17 protein-coding genes are annotated in these 18,230 nt (G+C 72.5%); 8 read left to right on the plus strand and 9 right to left on the minus strand.

Annotation, left to right across the window (positions count from 1 at the left end):
- Positions 1-16 precede the first annotated feature (16 nt).
- Positions 17-709 carry an acyl-CoA-like ligand-binding transcription factor gene (locus tag M1R94_RS18915; RefSeq protein ID WP_249383287.1) on the minus strand — a complete coding sequence of 231 codons (693 nt, stop codon included), beginning with the start codon at positions 707-709 and terminating at the stop codon, positions 17-19.
- Between the two features lie 134 nt (positions 710-843).
- Between M1R94_RS18915 and M1R94_RS18920 the strand changes: the two genes are divergently transcribed.
- Together M1R94_RS18920 and M1R94_RS18925 are read left to right on the plus strand one after the other, a co-directional pair.
- Entirely contained in the window at positions 844-1,800 is a 957-nt protein-coding gene (locus tag M1R94_RS18920) for an ABC transporter ATP-binding protein (RefSeq protein WP_249383288.1), read from the plus strand.
- A complete protein-coding gene (locus M1R94_RS18925) occupies positions 1,797-3,437 on the plus strand; it encodes an ABC transporter permease (RefSeq protein WP_249383289.1) in 1,641 nt (546 codons plus the stop codon). The genes M1R94_RS18920 and M1R94_RS18925 overlap by 4 nt, the downstream gene beginning before the upstream one ends.
- A 24-nt stretch (positions 3,438-3,461) precedes the next feature.
- Here the strand turns inward: M1R94_RS18925 and M1R94_RS18930 are convergent, their stop codons facing one another.
- The 5 genes from M1R94_RS18930 to M1R94_RS18950 form a co-directional block, all read right to left on the minus strand.
- The gene (locus tag M1R94_RS18930; RefSeq protein WP_249383290.1) at positions 3,462-4,451 is read right to left on the minus strand and encodes a LacI family DNA-binding transcriptional regulator; all 990 of its coding nucleotides are present in this window, start codon (positions 4,449-4,451) and stop codon (positions 3,462-3,464) included.
- Positions 4,452-4,474: 23 nt separating this feature from the next.
- On the minus strand, positions 4,475-5,368 hold the full coding sequence (proC, locus tag M1R94_RS18935; RefSeq protein WP_283253668.1) for a pyrroline-5-carboxylate reductase: 894 nt from the start codon (positions 5,366-5,368) through the stop codon (positions 4,475-4,477).
- 29 nt (positions 5,369-5,397) lie between these two features.
- Positions 5,398-6,165 carry a hypothetical protein gene (locus M1R94_RS18940; RefSeq protein ID WP_249383291.1) on the minus strand — a complete coding sequence of 256 codons (768 nt, stop codon included), beginning with the start codon at positions 6,163-6,165 and terminating at the stop codon, positions 5,398-5,400.
- A 63-nt stretch (positions 6,166-6,228) separates the two neighbouring features.
- Positions 6,229-6,960, minus strand: a complete 732-nt coding sequence (locus tag M1R94_RS18945; protein WP_249383292.1) for an ABC transporter permease — start codon at positions 6,958-6,960, stop codon at positions 6,229-6,231.
- Complete coding sequence (locus M1R94_RS18950) at positions 6,957-7,718, minus strand: ABC transporter ATP-binding protein (RefSeq protein ID WP_249383293.1); 762 nt, start codon at positions 7,716-7,718, stop codon at positions 6,957-6,959. The genes M1R94_RS18945 and M1R94_RS18950 overlap by 4 nt, the downstream gene beginning before the upstream one ends.
- A gap of 87 nt (positions 7,719-7,805) precedes the next feature.
- Between M1R94_RS18950 and radA the strand changes: the two genes are divergently transcribed.
- The gene (gene radA / locus M1R94_RS18955; RefSeq protein ID WP_249383294.1) at positions 7,806-9,233 is read left to right on the plus strand and encodes a DNA repair protein RadA; all 1,428 of its coding nucleotides are present in this window, start codon (positions 7,806-7,808) and stop codon (positions 9,231-9,233) included.
- A 24-nt stretch (positions 9,234-9,257) separates the two neighbouring features.
- Positions 9,258-10,343, plus strand: coding sequence for a DNA integrity scanning diadenylate cyclase DisA (gene disA / locus M1R94_RS18960; RefSeq protein WP_249383295.1), 1,086 nt, complete (start codon positions 9,258-9,260; stop codon positions 10,341-10,343).
- A 33-nt stretch (positions 10,344-10,376) separates the two neighbouring features.
- On the opposite strand, the gene M1R94_RS18965 is transcribed toward disA, so the two are convergent.
- Positions 10,377-10,973 (minus strand): hypothetical protein, encoded by a 597-nt coding sequence (locus M1R94_RS18965; RefSeq protein ID WP_249383296.1) that lies wholly within the window; start codon positions 10,971-10,973, stop codon positions 10,377-10,379.
- 157 nt (positions 10,974-11,130) lie between these two features.
- Between M1R94_RS18965 and M1R94_RS18970 the strand changes: the two genes are divergently transcribed.
- Positions 11,131-12,021 (plus strand): HhH-GPD family protein, encoded by an 891-nt coding sequence (locus M1R94_RS18970; protein WP_249383297.1) that lies wholly within the window; start codon positions 11,131-11,133, stop codon positions 12,019-12,021.
- A gap of 27 nt (positions 12,022-12,048) precedes the next feature.
- Here the strand turns inward: M1R94_RS18970 and M1R94_RS18975 are convergent, their stop codons facing one another.
- Positions 12,049-12,570 carry an amino-acid N-acetyltransferase gene (locus M1R94_RS18975; protein ID WP_249383298.1) on the minus strand — a complete coding sequence of 174 codons (522 nt, stop codon included), beginning with the start codon at positions 12,568-12,570 and terminating at the stop codon, positions 12,049-12,051.
- A 42-nt stretch (positions 12,571-12,612) separates the two neighbouring features.
- Entirely contained in the window at positions 12,613-13,578 is a 966-nt protein-coding gene (locus M1R94_RS18980; protein ID WP_249383299.1) for a sugar-binding transcriptional regulator, read from the minus strand.
- A 260-nt stretch (positions 13,579-13,838) separates the two neighbouring features.
- Here M1R94_RS18980 and M1R94_RS18985 point away from each other — a divergent pair, with 260 nt between their 5' ends.
- The 3 genes from M1R94_RS18985 (at position 13,839) to glpK (ending at position 18,111) form a co-directional block, all read left to right on the plus strand.
- Positions 13,839-15,656 (plus strand): glycerol-3-phosphate dehydrogenase/oxidase, encoded by a 1,818-nt coding sequence (locus tag M1R94_RS18985; protein ID WP_249383300.1) that lies wholly within the window; start codon positions 13,839-13,841, stop codon positions 15,654-15,656.
- 85 nt (positions 15,657-15,741) lie between these two features.
- Entirely contained in the window at positions 15,742-16,476 is a 735-nt protein-coding gene (locus M1R94_RS18990; protein WP_249383301.1) for an MIP/aquaporin family protein, read from the plus strand.
- Between the two features lie 117 nt (positions 16,477-16,593).
- Positions 16,594-18,111 carry a glycerol kinase GlpK gene (gene glpK / locus M1R94_RS18995; RefSeq protein WP_249383302.1) on the plus strand — a complete coding sequence of 506 codons (1,518 nt, stop codon included), beginning with the start codon at positions 16,594-16,596 and terminating at the stop codon, positions 18,109-18,111.
- The last annotated feature ends 119 nt before the right edge of the window (positions 18,112-18,230 follow it).

An 18,230-nucleotide genomic window follows, 5' to 3' on the forward strand; every position in this document is an offset into this window, starting at 1 on the left:
CCTTGCATGTTAGCGCTCACACGACACCTGTCAAGGAGCCCGAAGGTCCTGTCGCGGGCTCCCCGCCGACACCGTCGGGACGCACGCCGTCGATGCCGAAGCCGACCTCGAGCACGGCGAAGCACTGGTCCAGCACCTCGCGCAGCGGCTCGCGGAAGCCGGTGCCGTGCCAGTGGTGCAGCGCACCGACCAGCGCACCGACGACCGCGTGCGCCAGGACCTGCACGTGGAGGTCCACGGAGGTCCGGCCGAGCCGCTCCGCCAGCAGGGCGCCGAGCTCTTCGGAGACCGCGTACGCATGGCGCGCCGACGCCGCCTCGACCGTCGGGGTCGCCATGACGAGCTGCATCCGACGCCGGATCCGGAGCTCGTCCTGAGCGCTCATGCTCTCGACCACCCCGAGCATCACGCCCCGGAGCGCCAGCAGCGGCGACGCCCCCGTGCCGGCTCGCACCAGCGGTGCCATCTGCGGGTCCCACTCGTCCCACAGGACGAGCTGCTCCTTGGTGCCGAAGTACCGGTACACGCTGCTGGGCGAGACCTCGGACGCCTCGGCGATCTCCTCGACCGTGACCCCGTCGAAGCCCCTCGCGTCGAAGAGGTCGAGGGCCTCGGACTGGATCCGACGCATCGCGGCGATGCGCTTGCGCTCACGCAGGCCGAGCGGTCGCACCTCCGCCGGCTCACTCTCGGCCACGGTTCCGGTCACGGCTGCAGCATAACCCGACCTGCACGGAACTTTCTCTTGCCAGTGACCGTGAATTAGCAGTGAGTGGCTCTTGACAGTTGCTGTCACTTTCTCATAGCCTCGGACCAGAGGAACGAGCCGACGAGGAGGGCCCTGTGGAGCACGTCATCCGAACCCAAGGTCTGGTCAAGGCCTTCGGGCGCACCCAGGCCCTGAACGGCCTCGACCTGGAGGTCGGCCGGGGAGAGGTGCACGGCTTCCTCGGGCCGAACGGGGCAGGCAAGTCCACGACGATCCGGGTGCTCCTCGGCCTGCTCCGCAAGGACGGCGGGCACGCGACGCTCCTCGGCGGCGACCCGTGGCGTGACGCCGTCTCCCTGCACCGGCGTCTGGCCTACGTGCCCGGCGACGTCCAGCTGTGGCCGAACCTCTCCGGGGGTGAGGCGATCGACCTGCTCGGCGCCCTGCGCGGCCCGGTCGACGTCGGGCGCCGCGACGAGCTCGTCGAACGATTCCAGCTCGACCCGACCAAGAGGTGCTCGACCTACTCCAAGGGCAACCGCCAGAAGGTGGCCATCGTCGCGGGCCTCGCCTCCGACGTCGAGCTGTACCTGCTCGACGAGCCGACCAGCGGGCTCGACCCCCTGATGGAGACCGTGTTCCAGGAGGTCGTGCACGAGATCACCGCACGCGGGGGCACGGTGCTGCTGTCCAGCCACATCCTCACCGAGGCCGAGGCGCTGTGCGACCGGGTGTCGATCATCCGCGACGGTCGCATCGTCGAGCAGGGAACGCTCGCGAGCCTGCGCCACCTCACCCGGACGACCCTGCACGTCACCACCCGTCACCCCCTCGACGGGCTGGACGGCCTGCCCGGCGTGCACGACGTGGTGACCACCCACGACCGACGGGCAGCGGGCTTCGAGGTCGAGGCCGACCACCTCGACGGAGTCGTGCAGCACCTCGGCGGGATCGGCGTGCTGACGCTGACGAGCGCGCCTCCCACCCTCGAGGAGCTCTTCCTGCGCCACTACGGCTCCGAGCCCGCGCGGCCGGACGGCACCGACGTCCCCGCCACCCCACGGCCCCGGCGCGCACGGACGAGCCGATGACCACGACCCGACCGCTCGCCGGTTCCTGGCGCCTGGTCCGCCTGGCCGTGCGCCGGGACCGGACCGTCCTGCCGGTGTGGATCGCCTCGATCACCGTGCTCACCTGGGCGGTCGTCGCGAGCTACGCCGCAACGGTGCCCACCGAGGCCGACCGCATCGCGACCGCGACCCTGAGCGCGAGCAACCCGATGACCCGGATCTTCGACGGGCCTGCCTCGGGCGCCTCGCTCGGCGCGATGTCGCTGGTCGAGGGCTACAAGGTGTTCGCGATCCTCACCGCGCTGATGAGCGCGCAGGCGATCGTCCGGCACACCCGCGCAGACGAGGAGACCGGGCGGGCGGAGCTCCTCGGCTCTGCTCCCGTCGGCCGTCACGCGCGGCTCTGCGCGGCCCTCGTGCTGGTCCTGGGGGCCAACCTCGTGCTCGGCGTCACGACAGCGACCGCCGTCGCGGCCAACGGCCTGGCCTGGTCAGGGGCCTGGGCGGCCGGTCTCGCGGTGGCCGGGACCGGATGGGTGTTCGCCGGCGTCGCGGCCGTCGGGGCGCAGGTGCTCAGCACAGCCCGTGGGGCGAACGCCGTGGCCGGCGGCGCGCTGGGGGTGGCGTTCGTCCTTCGCGCGATCGGTGACCTCAGGGGCGAGATCACCGACGGCGGGCTCGCGCTGGTCAGCGCATGGCCCTCGTGGCTCTCGCCGCTGGGGTGGGGTCAGCAGATCCGGCCGTTCTACCAGGACCGATGGTGGATCGCCGGGCTGTTCGTCGCTCTCACCGCCGCGCTCGTCGCGGTCGCCGCGATGCTGACCGACCGTCGAGACCTCGGCTCGGGGATGGTGCCGGCACGCCGCGGCCCGGCGCGCGCGTCCCGATGGCTGATCTCCCCGCTCGGCCTCGCCTGGCGGATCCAGCGCGGTGTCCTCCTGGCGTGGCTGGTCTCCGTGGCGGTCTTCGGCGCCGTGCTGGGGTCGATGGGCGACACCCTCGAGGACTACCTCGCCGAGAACGCGACCGTGCGCCAGATGCTCCTGTCCCTCTCCCCCGACGCCGACCTGATGGACCTCTTCTTCGCTCTGATCATGGCGCTGGTCGGCCTCGCCTGCGCCGGGTACACGGTCCAGGCGCTGCTCCGGATGCGCTCGGAGGAGGTGAGCGGACGCCTCGAACCGCTCCTGGCCACCGCCGTCGGGCGTCGTCGCTGGCTGATCGGCCACCTGCTCATCGCGGGCGCGGGCACCGTCCTCCTGCTGACCGTGAGCGGTCTCGCGAGCGGGCTCACCTACGGCGCGATCACCGGTCACTGGACCGAGGGCGTCGGCGGCTTCCTCGCTGCAGCGCTCGTCCAGGCGCCCGCTGCCCTGGCCCTGGGCGGGCTGGTCCTGACCGTGTTCGGGCTGCTGCCCCGCTTGGCCGCCCCGATCACGTGGTCCGCACTCGCCGCGGCGCTGGTGATGGGCCAGCTCGGCGCGCTGCTCGACCTGCCGCAGTGGCTGCTCGACGTCTCACCGTTCACCCACGTGCCGCTGGTCCCCGCCGAGGCGTTCACCCCAGGGCCGGTCGCCGCGCTCTGTGCCGCGGCGATCCTGCTGGGAGCACTCGGCGTCGCGACCTTCCGACGGCGGGACCTGGTGATCGGGGCCTGAGCGGCACCCACCGGCCCCGGGGCCTCAGCGGCGCGGCGGGCCGCTGCTCGCGCGCACCACCAGGTGAGCAGGGATGACGTCGGGCCGGACCTCGCGCCCGGCGATCGCCTCGAGCAGCAGCTCCATGCACCGGCGGCCCAGCGGGCCGAACTCCTGGCGCACCGTGGTCAGCGGGGGGAAGAAGTGCGCCGAGCCGTCCACGTCGTCGAAGCCGACCACGGAGACGTCGTCGGGCACCCGGACCCCCTGCTCGGCGAACGCGTGCAGCAGCCCGAGCGCGAGCTGGTCGTTGGCCGCGAACACCGCCGTCGGCAGACCCCGGGCGACCAGCTCGCACCCCACCTGGTACCCACGCTCCGCACCCCAGTCCCCCTGGACCAGCGCGCCCGCGCCGAGCCCGAGGGACGCGAGCTCGTCGCGCCAGCCGTTCACCCGTGCGCGCCCGTCGAGCCAGTCCGGCGGACCGGCGAGGTGCAGCACCTCACGGTGCCCCAGGTCGGCCAGGTGCCTGGTCGCCAGCCGGGCCCCGCCGTACTGGTCGACGGCGACGGTGTGCACGCGCGAACCCGCCGGGAGGTCCCGCGGTCCGACCATCACCACAGGCACGGGCGCGTCGAAGTCCTGGACCGCGCCGACGGCGTCGTCGTGCGCCGCGATGACCACGACGCCGTCGACCCCCTGGGACATGAAGTGCTCGAGGGCCCGGTGCATCGCCTCGGTCTCCCAGCGCAGCACGGTGGCCACGCTCACGAACAGACCAGCGTCCCGAGCGGCCTCCTCGATCGCGATGAGAGTGCTGGTCGGCCCGAACAGCGCGGAGCCTGCCGTCATCACGCCGATCGTCGCGCTGCGCCGCGTGACCAGCGCGCGCGCCGCGGTGTTGCGCCGGTAGCCGAGCTCGGCGATCGCCTGCATCACCCGCTCGCGGGTCTCGGGACGCACGCTCGGGTGCGCGTTGAGCACCCGCGAGACGGTCTGGTGGGAGACCCCCGCCACCAGAGCGACATCGCTCATCGAGGGCGGACGCGGTGGGACGTTCACCCGTCGAGCTCGGCCGCGAGCTCTCGCGCGCGGTCACGGGCCGCCGTGGCCGCCGCGAGGACTCCCGCACGCACACCGTGCGCGTCGAGCGCCGCGAGGGCGGCGACCGTGGTGCCCCCCGGCGAGGACACCCGCTCACGCAGGACCACGGGGTGCTCTCCGGACTGCTCGACGAGGGTCGCCGCGCCCCGCACCGTCGCGGTGGCGAGCTCGAGAGCCAGGGGCCGCGTCAGGCCCAGGAGCACCCCCGCCTCGGCCATCGCGTCGATCAGGTAGAACACGTAGGCCGGGCCCGAGCCCGAGATCGCGGTCACCGCGTCCTGGTCCTTCTCGGGCACCGTCACGACGAGTCCCGTCGCGGCGAGCAGGCGCTCGACGGTCGCGACGTGCTCGGCCCGCGCGTTCCGGCCCGGGCTGACCGCGCTCGCGCCCTGCCCGATGACCGCAGGCGTGTTCGGCATGACCCGCACCACGGGCGTCCCCTCGGGGAGCCTGGCCTCGAGGAAGGAGGTCGGCAGCCCCGCCGCGACGCTGACCACGAGCGTCCCCTCCCGCAGCCGCGGCGAGATCTCCGCGAGCACACCGGCGACGTCCTTGGGCTTGAGCGCGACGACCACGACGTCGGCCCTGCGCACCACCGTGGCGTTGCCGTCGGCTGCTCGGACGCCGTAGCGCCCCGAGATCTCCGTCGCGCGCGCGGCGCTCGGCTCGCTGACGTCCAGGTCGTCCACGTCGACCCCCGCGGCCAGGACCGCGGCGATGATCGCCTCACCCATGACCCCTCCGCCGAGGACCGCGACCCGGGTCCCCGCTGCCGCGGAGCCCGCGCCGTCAGGTCGGGGGCCGTCGCTCGTCGCGCCGTCCGGGTGGGCGTCGTCGGGTCGTTCCATGGGATCTCTCCTCGTCGCCGGGACGGGTCTCAGAGCGGGAAGGCCGCGTAGAAGCTGCGCAGGTCCGTCGAAGGACCGTCCACCTGGATCAGCACCGTCCCGTTGGTCCACCAGACGGTCCCCGTGCCGTCCTCGCGGGGAAGCATGAGGTAGCGACCCACCTCGGCGCCGTCCACCGTCACCGCACCCTGCTCGACCGCGTCGTCCTGCTCGGCAGGCTCGTCCTGCTCGGCGGGCTCCTCCTGGTCAGCGGGCTCCTCCTGGTCAGCGGGCTCCTCCTGCTCGGCAGGCTCCCCGCCCGACGCGGCGATCGCATCGGCCTGCTCGGCGAGCACCCGGTCGAGAGCGGCCGAGGCGGCCTCCGCGGTCGGCCACTGGCCGGCCAGCAGCACCAGCGGTTCGGGGCCCCCGTCCTCGTAGACGAGGCGGTAGCCCTCGACGGCCCCCAGGGGGAGCAGCGGCGGGTGCTCGGCGGCCTCGGTGAGCGCCCAGGACAGGACGACGTCGGGGAGCGCGTCGAAGAAGGCGGTGCCCGCCTCCCGCTCGACCGGCTCGAGCGTCGGGCTCGGCGGCGGGAGGGTGATGACCTCGGCCTCGGGCACGGCGGGCGGGTCACCCTGGTTGCCGAGCACCAGCACGGTCACGACCGCACCGATCGCGATCAGCGCACCGGCGCCGATCAGCAGCCAGCGCCGCGTCCGTCGCGGTGCGTCGGGCGGTACCGGGTCCTGCTCGCCCCCCGCGGAGCGGTGCCGGGCCGAACCTTCGGGACCAGGTCCCGAGGTGCTGGTGCTCATCCGTGTCTCTCCCTGCCGATGACTGACGAGCAGCCTACGGCCTGAGCCACCCCACCAGCCCGTTCACCGCGTGCTCCGACGCAGCGTCGCCGTCCCGAGCATCAGTGCCCCGACGATGAACAGCGCGACGGCGGTGACGGCGCCGCGCACGTCGTGCAGTCCGGCGCCCGCTGCCAGGTCTTGCAGGGCCTCGAGCCCGTAGGTCAGGGGCATCGCCCGGGAGATCACCTCGAGCACCGTGGGCATCTGGTCACGAGGCATCATCAACCCGGCCGTGACGAGCTGCGGGAAGATGATCAGCGGCATCATCTGCACGGCCTGGAACTCGGTCCGGGCGGCCGCCGAGGCCGCGAGTCCCAGCGCGGTCCCCAGCAGCCCGTCGAGCACGGCGACCAGGACCACGACCCACAGCGCTCCGGCGACCTCCATGCCCAGCACGAGCACGGCGAACCCGGTCAGGACCAGGGCCTGCAGCACCGCGAGGGCCCCGAAGGCCAGGGCGTAGCCGATCACGATGTCGCCACGCCCCACCGGCAGGGTCATCAACCGCTCGAGGGTCCCGGACTGACGCTCACGGAGCGTCGCGACGCTGGTCACCAGGAACATCACGACGAGCGGGAAGAGGCCCAGCAGCAGGGGGCCGAACTGGTCCAGCACCGGCGTGCCCTCGAACATCCACGCGATCAGCCACAGCACCAGGCAGGGAAGACCCACCAGCAGCCCGATCGTGCGCGGGTCGTGCCGGACCTGCCGGAGCACGCGCTCGGCGGTCGCCAGGGTCAGTCGCGGGCTCATCGACCCTCCACCAGGTGCAGGAAGGCGGCCTCGACGTGCGATGCACCGGTCCGGGCCAGCAGGTCGGCGAGCGTCGAGTCGGCCAGCAGGTGGCCCTCGCGCAGGAGGAGGAGCCGGTCGCACCGTTGCGCCTCGTCCATGACGTGGCTCGACACGAGCAGCGTGGTGCCCCCGGCGGCGAGGCGACCGAAGAGGTCCCACAGGTCCCGGCGCAGGACGGGGTCCAGGCCGACCGTCGGCTCGTCCAGCACGAGCAGCTCGGGCGAGGCCAGCAGGGCGACCGCCAGGCTCACCCGAGAGGCCTCCCCGCCCGAGAGCGTGGAGACACGGCGTCCGGCGAGGGCGGTGAGGTCGACCTCGGCGAGGGACCTGGCGACGTCGTCCTCACCCACCGCGACCAGCCGGGCGAAGTAGCGCAGGTTCTCGACGACACTGAGGTCGGCGTAGACGCTGGGCGACTGGGTCACGTACCCGACCCGTCGGCGCAGGGACTCCTCCCCGGCGGGACGGTCCAGCACCTCGACCGTCCCGGCGGTGATCTGCTGCACCCCGACGACGGTGCGCATCAGCGTGGTCTTGCCGCTCCCGCTCGGGCCGAGCAGCCCGACCACCTGGCCGCGCGGCACCGTCGCGTCGATGCCGCGGAGCACCTCGATCCCGGGGCGCCGGTGCCCGGCCGGACGGACGACCCGTAGACCGTCGACCCGGACAGCCGCCCGGCCCGGCTCGGACGGTTGTCCGGACCCGTTATTCCTCATGTGAGGAATAGTCCACCGCGCGCCCTCCGTGCGCAAGGGACCACTCGCGCGCAGGGCGTGTCGGCCGTGGCAGATACCGTGCTCGGCGTGACGACCTCCTCGCGCGCCCCCGCCCCCTCCGGTGCCCGCGGGGTGCGCCCGGCCCGCCCCGCCTACCGCTGCGCCGAGTGCGGGTGGTCGACCGCCAAGTGGGTGGGCCGCTGCGGGGAGTGCCAGGCCTGGGGGACCGTGACCGAGGAGGCCGCCGAGACCGCGGGCCCCCGGACCCGGCCGGTCGCGCCGACCCGCTCGCCCGCCCGGCCGATCGGCGAGATCGACGTCGAGACCGCCCGTGCCCGGCCGACCGGCGTCGGAGAGCTCGACCGAGTCCTCGGCGGAGGGCTCGTGCCGGGGGCCGTCATCCTGCTCGCGGGCGAGCCCGGGGTGGGCAAGTCGACGCTGCTGCTCGACGTCGCCAGCCGGGTCGCCGAGGGCACCGGGCAGCGGGTGCTGTACGTGACCGGTGAGGAGTCCGCCGGACAGGTGCGGCTGCGGGCAGAGCGCATCGGCGCCCTGGCCCCAGGGCTGCTCCTGGCCGCCGAGACCGACCTCGGCACGGTGCTCGGCCACATCGAGCAGACGAGCCCCACCCTGCTCGTCGTGGACTCGGTGCAGACGATCGCCTCGGCACAGGTCGACGGCTCGCCGGGCGGCGTCAGCCAGGTGCGCGAGGTCGCCGCGGCTCTGATCGCCGTCGCCAAGGAGCGGGACATCCCCGCGGTCCTGGTCGGCCACGTCACCAAGGACGGCAGCGTGGCAGGCCCGCGCACCCTCGAGCACCTGGTGGACGTCGTGTGCCAGTTCGAGGGCGAGCGCCACTCGAGGTTGCGGATGGTCCGCGCCGTCAAGAACAGGTACGGCCCCACCGACGAGGTGGGGTGCTTCGACCTGTCCGAGCACGGGATCGTCGGGCTCACCGACCCCAGCGCGCTGTTCCTGTCCCGCAACCACCAGCACGTCCCGGGCACCTGCGTCACGGTGACCCTCGAAGGACGCCGCCCCCTGGCCACCGAGGTGCAGGCCCTGGTCGCCGCCTCGGTGCTCAGCAACCCCCGGCGGACCACCAGCGGCGTCGACTCGAGCCGGCTCGCGATGGTCCTCGCCGTGCTCCAGCGTCGAGTCGGTGCCCGGCTCGCCGATCAGGACGTGTACGTCTCGACCATCGGCGGGGCGCGGGTGGTCGAGCCCTCCTCCGACCTCGCCGTCGCCCTGGCCACGGTCAGCGCCGCCGAGAACGTCGCGCTGGTCGAGGGTCTCGTGGCGATGGGCGAGGTGGGCCTCGCCGGGGAGATCCGTCCGGTCGTGGGGCTGGCCCGCCGTCTCGCCGAGGCCCGACGCCACGGCTTCACCCGGGCCGTGGTGCCCACCGGAACGGTCGAACCCTCCGACGTCCCCGACGGACTCGTGCTGCTCGAGGCCGCCGACCTCGCCGAGGCCGTCGTCCTCAGCCGGGGATCGCGCCTCGCTGACGGCTGACCGGCGCTCGCGTACGATGCGCTCGTGGTCACGACAGAGCGCTCCGCCGAGGACATCCTGCGCTCGACCCTCGCCGCGGTCGCCCCCGGCACCGAGCTCCGCGACGGCCTCGAGCGGATCCTGCGCGGACGGACCGGCGCCCTGATCGTCCTGGGCCAGGACCGCACCGTGGAGTCGATGTGCTCGGGCGGCTTCGCCCTCGACGTCGAGTTCTCCGCGACCCGCCTGCGCGAGCTCGCCAAGATGGACGGTGCGATCGTCGTCGACCGTGACGCCACCCGCATCCTGCGGGCCGCGGTCCAGCTGCTGCCGGACCCCACGATCGAGACCACCGAGTCCGGCACCCGGCACCGCACCGCCGAGCGGGTCGCCAAGCAGTCGGGCTTCCCGGTGGTCTCGGTGAGCCAGTCCATGCGGATCATCGCGCTCTACGTCGGCGGGTACCGGTACGTCCTCGAGGGCTCGGACATCATCCAGTCCCGCGCGAACCAGGCCCTGGCGACGCTCGAACGCTACAAGTCCCGGCTCGACGAGGTCTCCGGAACCCTCTCGGCCCTCGAGATCGAGGACCTGGTCACCGTGCGCGACGTCGCAGCTGTGGTCCAGCGCCTGGAGATGGTGCGCCGGATCTCCGAGGAGATCGCGGGGTACGTGGTCGAGCTGGGGTCCGACGGGCGGTTGATGGCCCTCCAGCTCGACGAGCTCATCGGCGGGCTGGGCTCGGACCGGGAGCTCGTCATCCGGGACTACACCGAGTCGGCCCGCACCGGACGTTCGCTGCCCGAGGTCCAGGGAGCCCTCGCCGCGCTCGACGCCACCGAGCTGCTCGACCTGGGACACATCGCGCGCGTGCTGGGCCTGATCTCGGTCGACGACTCCCTCGACGGTGCCGTCGGCCCGCGTGGCTACCGTCTGCTGTCGAAGGTGCCGCGCCTGCCCGCCGCGATCGTCGACCGCCTGGTCGGACACTTCGGCGGGCTCCAGAAGCTGCTCGCCGCGGGCATCGAGGAGCTGATGGCGGTCGACGGCGTGGGTGAGCAGCGCGCCCGGGCGGTGCGTGAGGGGCTGTCCCGCCTGGCCGAGTCGAGCATCCTCGAGCGGTACGTCTGACCGTTCCGGTACGACCGGCCGGGCGACGCCGGCTCAGCCGAGGTCGAAGACCGCTGCCGCGCTCTGGGCACCCAGCACCCCGACGGTCGCCGAGTACGTGCCGGGCCGCGGCTCGGGAAGCCCTTCGCTGCACGCCTCGTCCGACCGCGTCCGGTCCCAGGTGACCTCTGCGACGTCACCCTCACCGGGCTGCAGCAGCAGCAGGCGCTCGCCCCCCTCCTCCTCGCAGTCGGTGCTCGACCAGATGCGGTCGGCCCCCGAGGTGATGAGGAGGTCCCGGCCCGCGGGGCCGGTGTCCACCGTGCAGCTCTGCGGACCGGTGTTGGTGTACCCGATGGTGAAGACCGGCCGAGCATCCTCGGGGTAGGTCCTCGCGTCACTGACCAGCGTGAGCGTCAGGTCAGCAGCGGTGCAGGCCACCATCCCGGCCGGGGCAGGCTCCTGATCCTCCTCGGAACCCTGCGCGGGCACCTCCTGCCCGGGGTCCTGCGAGGTGGCGTCGCCCTGCCCGGAGACGACGAACGCCCACACCAGCACGCCCACGACGACCAGACCGAGCAGGATGAGCACCCGCCGGATCCAGTAGACGCGCGCGGGCTGGGACCCCACGGGACGCAGGACGGTGCTCATCGGCCCTCCTGTTCGCACGGAGGTGGTCGGCGTCGACCGGCCACCCGGCATCGGATGCTCCTGCTCACGCTAGGCCCGTCCCCTCCGGACTCCGGGTAGCCGCGCCGCACCGGAGGCACCGGTGGGACGCAGCCGGCCGGTGAGGCATGATCTGCGGGTGTCGCTGATCGTGGACCCGGTCGTCGCGTGGTTCGCGCAGAACGCCCGTCCGCTGCCGTGGCGCGACCCGCACTGCTCACCCTGGGGCGTCCTGGTGAGCGAGGTCATGCTCCAGCAGACGCCGGTCGTGCGCGTCGAGCCACGATGGCGTGAGTGGATGGCCCTGTGGCCGACCCCTGCCGACCTCGCAGCTGCCGGGACGGCTGAGGTGCTGCGAGCCTGGGACCGGCTCGGGTACCCACGCAGGGCCCTGCGCCTGCACCAGTGCGCACGGGTCGTCGTCGACAGGCACGACGGCGAGCTGCCCACCGCGGAGGCCGACCTCCTCGCACTGCCCGGTGTCGGCACCTACACGGCCGCCGCGGTGACGGCCTTCGCCCACGGTCGTCGCGCCGTGGTGGTGGACACGAACGTCCGCCGGGTCCTGGCCAGGGCGCTGACCGGGACCGCCCTGCCCGCACCGAGCCTGACCGCCGCCGAGATGCGTGCCGCGGGGTCGGTCGTGCCCGCCGGGGACCTCGCCTCGACCCGGTGGAACGCCGCGGTGATGGAGCTCGGCGCGCTGGTGTGCACCGCGAGGTCCCCCCGGTGCGGCGTCTGCCCGATCGCCGACGCCTGCGCATGGCGCCTGGCCGGGATGCCGGCCGACGCGCACGCCCACCGCCGCCGCCGCCAGACCTGGGCGGGCACCGACAGGCAGGTCCGTGGACGGGTGATGGCCCTGCTGCGCTCGGCCGACCACCCGCTGCCCGTCCACCTCCTCGAAGAGGTGTCCGCCGACGCCGAGCAGCGCGAGCGAGCACTGGCCGGGTTGGTGCGCGACGGCCTCGTGGTGCGCCACGAGGATCCCGCGACCGACGACGCGGTCTCCTACCGGCTCCCCGACTGACCCGCTCGGCAGGTCGGGCCCGGCGGATCAGTCGAGCTCGGCGAGCATCCTGGTGTTGCCCAGGGTGTTGGGCTTGACCCGGGCGAGGTCGAGGAACTCCGCGATGCCGTCGTCGTGCGATCGCAGCAGCTCTCCGTAGACGTCCTGGTCCACGGGGGTGCCCTCGATCGTGCGGAAGCCGTGCGCGGAGAAGAAGTCGACCTCGAAGGTCAGGCAGAACAGCCGACGCAGCCGCAGCACCCGGGCACGCCCGACCAGGGCCTCGAGCAGCGCACCGCCCACCCCTCGCCCGCGCCACAGCGGGTCGACCGCGAGCGTCCGCACCTCACCGAGGTCGAGCCACATCACGTGCAGCGCCCCGCAGCCCACGAGGCGGCCGGTCGCGTCCTGGGCGACGACGAACTCCTGGACCGCCTCGTAGTACCCGACGAGCTCCTTGGCCAGCAGGATGCGCCGGTCGGCGTAGGGCGTCACCAGGTCACGGATCCCCCGCACGTCTGCGGGCACCGCGGACCGGATCGTGTACTGCGTGCTCTCGGGGACGGTCACGGGCTCGCTCTCGCAGCGGGGTGGTCGGTCGGCACCCACACGTTAGGGCACCCGGTGCACCCCCGCGGAGCGGACCAGCCGCGAGGCGGTGACCTCGTCGATCACCAGGTCGGTGACGACACCGGCCGCGAGCGCGGCGAGCAGCGGGCCGAGCTTGTTGTCCCCCGCGACCGCGCACACCCGTCGCGGGATGCGCCGCAGCTCGGCGGGGGTCGGCCCCGTGGCGCGGGCGTTGAGCGCGATGTCCTCGTAGCTGCCGTCTCCCCGCAGGAAGACCGTGCACACATCACCGACGACCCCCTCGTCGTGGAGCAGGGTGACGTCCTCGGAGTCGAGGTACCCCGCGGAGTAGACGTGGCTGGGCACACCGCCGCTCACGGCCCCCACCCCGAAGAGGGCGATGTCTGCACGTCGTTGCACGTCGAGCACACGTCTGACCGATCGTTCACGCCACATCGCGGCCTTGGTGTCGGGGTAGTCGAAGAAGGCGGGCACCGGGAAGTGGTGCACCGAGGCGTCGAAGGCGGCCCCGAAGCTCGAGATGAGATCGCTCGCGTACTCGATCCCGCTGGTGCGGGTGTTGGCCGCACCGTTGAGCTGCACGACGGCGCTGCCCCGCGTGGCCTTGTGGGTCAGGCGACGTCCGATGCTGGCCAGCGTGGTGCCCCACGCGATGCCGAGCACCATGTCGGAGTCGAACCACGAGCCGATCAGCTTGGCCGTGGTGATCGCGACCTGGTCGAGCCGTTCGATCTCGTTCGCGGAGTCCGCGACCGGGGCGACGTACGCCTCGATCCCGAAGACGTCGGCAATCGTGTGGCTCAGCCCGGGAGCCCGGGTGTGCTCGGGACGCAGCGTGATCTCGACGATGCCCGTCTGGCGGGCCCTCTTGATCAGCCGGGACACCGTGGACCGCGAGGTGCCCAGGTGCCGGGCGATCAGCTCCATCTTCATGTCCTGCAGGTAGTACATCGACGCTGCTCGCAGCACGTCGGGTTCACGTTCCATGACAGACCACCCCAGATCCGGACAGGGCGCCGGTGCCCCGCCTCACCGCCGAACACCGGTCCCGGGTTCGGGGCCGCCGATTGCACATCCGTGCACTCCCCTTGCGCGTTCGTGCCGATGATGGAAAGCATAGGGGTGTCGCGCGACCGGCACCCGCCAAGAGACCAACGTCCCCTTCTTCGGGGGAGGTTCCTCGGAACCCGTGCCGGGCCGCGACGATCTGCCGCAGAGCGCGGAGACGCACGGTCGAGGAGGACGCGGTGAGGACAGCGGCACTGACAGCCCAGGCCCGGACGCAGGCACTGGACGCCCTGGAGGAATCGACCACCGACGGCCACGACCTCGACGTCCTCGTCGTGGGGGGTGGGGTCACCGGCGCCGGCATCGCGCTCGACGCCGTCACCCGCGGCCTCAAGGTCGCGATCGTCGAGGCGCAGGACTGGTCCTCGGGCACCTCGAGCCGTTCGAGCAAGCTGGTCCACGGCGGTCTGCGCTACCTGCAGATGCTCGACTTCCACCTGGTCCACGAGGCCCTGACCGAGCGCGACCTGCTCCTCAAGCGCCTGGCGCCCCACCTGGTGCGCCCGGTCTCCTTCCTCTACCCGCTCGAGCACCGTGTCTGGGAACGCGCCTACGTCGGCGCGGGCGTCGCGCTCTACGACACCCTCGCCAGCGCCGCGCCCGGCCGCAGGGCCCTGCCCTGGCACCGTCACGTGACCCGCAGCGGCATGGAGCAGATGTTCCCCGACCTGCGGCACGACGCCGCGATCGGAGCGGTGCGCTACTGGGACGCGAGCGTCGACGACGCCCGCCTCGTCGCGATGCTCGTGCGGACCGCTGTCTCCTACGGTGCCCACGCCGCGAGCCGGACGCAGGTGGTCGAGCTCACCAAGCGGGCCGACGGCACGGTCAACGGTGCGGTCGTGGCCGACCTCGAGACCGGCCGCCGGATCACCGCGCGTGCCGCTCACGTCATCAACGCCACCGGGGTGTGGACCGAGGAGACCGAGGCGCTCGCCGGTGGCGAGGGTGGGCTGCGGGTGCTGGCCTCCAAGGGGATCCACATCGTCGTCCCGCGCGAACGGATCCGCGGCGACGTCGGGCTGATCCTGCAGACCGAGAAGAGCGTCCTGTTCGTGATCCCCTGGTCGCGCTACTGGCTGATCGGCACCACCGACACGCCCTGGGAGCAGGAGCTCCAGCACCCGGTGTCGACCTCGGCCGACATCGACTACGTCATCGAGCACGCCAACGCCGTCCTGGCCGACCCGCTCACCCGCGAGGACGTCATCGGCACCTGGGCCGGGTTGCGTCCCCTGCTCCAGCCCGGGACCAAGGAGGGCACGTCGTCGGCCAAGGTCTCGCGGGAGCACACCGTGGCCTCCCCCGCCCCGGGCCTGACGGTGATCGCCGGCGGCAAGCTGACCACCTACCGGGTGATGGCCAAGGACGCCGTCGACTTCGCTCTCGGCGACCGCGCCAAGGCCCTGCCCTCGATCACCGACACCATCCCGCTGGCCGGGGCCGAGGGGCTCGCCGTGCTGCAGCGTCAGGGCCGACGGCTGGCGCACCGGTACGGCTGGACCAAGGCGATGCTCGACCACCTGCTGCACCGCTACGGGTCGCTGCTCACCGAGATCATCGACCTGATCGAGGACGACCCGAGCCTGGCCACGCCGCTCGAGCACGCCCCCGCCTACCTGCGCGCCGAGGCGGCGTACGCCGCGAGCCACGAGGGTGCGCTGCACCTCGAGGACGTGCTGGTGCACCGCACGCGGCTGACCTACGAGATCGCCGACCGCGGCCTCGCGGCGCTCGACGAGATCGCCGACCTCGTCGCCGACCGGCTGGGGTGGACGCCCGAGCAGCGCGCCCAGGAGGTCGCCGCCTACACCGCGCGCTGCGAGGCCGAGGAGGCTGCGGCCCGCCAGCCGGACGACGCGAGCGCAGAGGCGACCCGGCTGACCGTGGACGACGTCGCGCCGCTGATCCCGCTCGGCAGCGGCACCGCCGAGGGTGGTCTCAAGCCCGGCTCACCCCCGGAGTCTCGAGGTGCGGCCGGTCCCGCCGGCACCTGAGCCACACCTCGCTCGATCTCTCCGGGCACACCCCGCGCCCGGAGTGCACGTGACAACGAAGTCTCGCGAGTGAAACGAGGAACACATGGACGTCACCCTGACTACGGTCTTCATCTCGGAGGTCATAGGAACGGGCTTCCTGCTCCTGCTAGGTGCAGGTGTTGTCGCCAACGCCATCCTGCCGCGCAACAAGGGGTTCAACGGCGGATGGCTCCTGATCAACTTCGGGTGGGGCCTCGGCGTGTTCGCCGGTGTCTACGCGGCCTGGCAGTCCGGGGCGCACATCAACCCCGCAGTGACATTCGGCCTGATCGCCAACGGTGCGGAGGAGTTCGCACCCGGGGTCGCGGTGAGCGTCTCGTCGACCCTGGTGTACCTCGCGGGTCAGATGCTCGGCGCCTTCCTCGGTGCCGTTCTCGCCTTCCTCGCCTACAAGAAGCACTTCGACGAGGACGCCGACCCGGCCACCAAGCTCGCGGTGTTCTCGACCGGCCCGGCGATCCGCTCCTACGGGTGGAACTTCGTGACCGAGGTCATCGGCACCTTCGTGCTGGTGTACATCATCCTGCAGTTCGGCAACACCCCGTCCGAGCTCGGCCCCCTCGCCGTGGCCCTGCTCGTCGTCGGGATCGGCGCGAGCCTCGGTGGTCCCACCGGGTACGCGATCAACCCCGCACGTGACCTCGGCCCCCGCATCGCGCACTTCCTCCTGCCGATCAAGGGCAAGGGGTCGAGCGACTGGGGCTACGCCTGGGTCCCGGTCGTCGGACCGATCGTCGGTGGCATGCTCGGCGGCCTCGCGGCCGCGGCGATGGCCTGACCCGACACACGACCGTCCCGGTCCGGTGCGGGTACCGGCCCCCTGCGCCGACCCCGTGCCGGACCGGGCACCAGCCCCCTACAACACTCCGCACGACGACGTGAAGGACACCACGACATGGCTGACTACATCCTCTCCATCGACCAGGGCACCACGAGCTCGCGAGCGATCGTCTTCGACCACTCGGGGTCGATCGTCTCGACCGGTCAGAAGGAGCACGAGCAGATCTTCCCCAAGGCAGGGTGGGTCGAGCACGACGCCACCGAGATCTGGACCAACGTCCGCGAGGTCGTCGGCCTGGCGCTGACCCGGGCGAACCTCACCCACCGCGACATCGCAGCGGTCGGCATCACCAACCAGCGCGAGACCTCGGTGGTGTGGGACCGCACCACCGGGCAGCCGGTCTACAACGCGATCGTCTGGCAGGACACCCGCACCCAGAAGATCTGCGACGAGCTCGCAGCGCTCGGTGGGGGCGCCGAGCGGTACAAGGAGCGGGTCGGTCTCCCGCTCGCGACGTACTTCTCGGGACCCAAGATCCGCTGGATCCTGGACAACGTCGACGGCGCACGGGAGAAGGCCGAGCGCGGTGAGCTGGCCTTCGGCAACACCGACTCGTGGGTCGTGTGGAACATGACTGGCGGGGTCGAGGGCGGCGTGCACGTCACCGACGTCACCAACGCCTCGCGCACCATGCTGATGAACATCGACTCGCTCACCTGGAACGAGGAGATCGCCGGCGAGATGGGGATCCCCGTCTCGATGCTCCCCGAGATCCGCTCGTCCTCCGAGGTGTACGGCAAGGGACGTCAGGGCGGCATGGTGCCCGACGTACCGATCGCCGGGATCCTCGGCGACCAGCAGGCGGCCACCTTCGGCCAGGCCTGCTTCGAGGTGGGCACCGCCAAGAACACCTACGGCACGGGCAACTTCATGCTGCTCAACACGGGCACCGAGCCGATCCAGTCCAAGAACGGTCTGCTGACCACCGTCTGCTACAAGATCGGCGACCAGCCTGCGGTGTACGCCCTCGAGGGCGCGATCGCGGTGACCGGCTCGCTGGTGCAGTGGCTGCGGGACAACCTGGGCCTGATCAAGGACGCCCCGGAGATCGAGCAGCTCGCCGCGACCGTCGAGGACAACGGTGGCGCGTACTTCGTCCCGGCGTTCTCGGGCCTGTTCGCGCCGTACTGGCGCGGCGACGCCCGTGGCGCGCTCGTCGGGCTCACGCGGTTCGTCAACAAGGGTCACATCGCACGGGCCACGCTGGAGGCCACGGCCTTCCAGACCCGTGAGGTGCTCGACGCCATGAACGCCGACTCGGGGGTCGACCTGACCGAGCTCAAGGTCGACGGCGGCATGATCGCCAACGAGCTGCTCATGCAGTTCCAGGCCGACATCCTCGGCGTCCCGGTGGTGCGTCCCAAGGTCGCCGAGACGACGGCACTCGGCGCGGCGTACGCGGCGGGCATCGCGGTGGGCTTCTGGCAGGGCGAGCAGGACGTCATCGACAACTGGGCCGAGGACAAGCGCTGGACGCCCGACATGGACTCCGACGCCCGCGCCAAGACCTACCGCAACTGGAAGAAGGCGGTCACCAAGACCTTCGACTGGGTCGACGCCGACACCGAGTGAGCGTGCGGTCCGGGTGCGCCGAGCACCCGGACCCGAGCCTCCCGGATCACGACGGGGGGGCGCCCCCCCGCCCCCGGCTGGCGGGGGGGGGGTGCGCGGGGGGTGGTGGTGGGCGGGGC

Source organism: Actinotalea alkalitolerans (assembly GCF_023369855.1).
GTDB lineage: Bacteria > Actinomycetota > Actinomycetes > Actinomycetales > Cellulomonadaceae > Actinotalea.

Excerpts from the sequence above, each read along its gene's own strand:
- M1R94_RS18925 (WP_249383289.1), top strand. The coding sequence starts at position 1,797 with ATGACCACGACCCGACCGCTCGCCGGTTCCTGGCGCCTGGTCCGCCTG.
- M1R94_RS18930 (WP_249383290.1), bottom strand. The coding sequence starts at position 4,451 with ATGAGCGATGTCGCTCTGGTGGCGGGGGTCTCCCACCAGACCGTCTCG.
- proC (WP_283253668.1), bottom strand. The coding sequence starts at position 5,368 with ATGGAACGACCCGACGACGCCCACCCGGACGGCGCGACGAGCGACGGC.
- M1R94_RS18940 (WP_249383291.1), bottom strand. The coding sequence starts at position 6,165 with ATGAGCACCAGCACCTCGGGACCTGGTCCCGAAGGTTCGGCCCGGCAC.
- M1R94_RS18945 (WP_249383292.1), bottom strand. The coding sequence starts at position 6,960 with ATGAGCCCGCGACTGACCCTGGCGACCGCCGAGCGCGTGCTCCGGCAG.
- M1R94_RS18950 (WP_249383293.1), bottom strand. The coding sequence starts at position 7,718 with ATGAGGAATAACGGGTCCGGACAACCGTCCGAGCCGGGCCGGGCGGCT.
- M1R94_RS18965 (WP_249383296.1), bottom strand. The coding sequence starts at position 10,973 with ATGAGCACCGTCCTGCGTCCCGTGGGGTCCCAGCCCGCGCGCGTCTAC.
- M1R94_RS18980 (WP_249383299.1), bottom strand. The coding sequence starts at position 13,578 with ATGGAACGTGAACCCGACGTGCTGCGAGCAGCGTCGATGTACTACCTG.
- M1R94_RS18990 (WP_249383301.1), top strand. The coding sequence starts at position 15,742 with ATGGACGTCACCCTGACTACGGTCTTCATCTCGGAGGTCATAGGAACG.
- glpK (WP_249383302.1), top strand. The coding sequence starts at position 16,594 with ATGGCTGACTACATCCTCTCCATCGACCAGGGCACCACGAGCTCGCGA.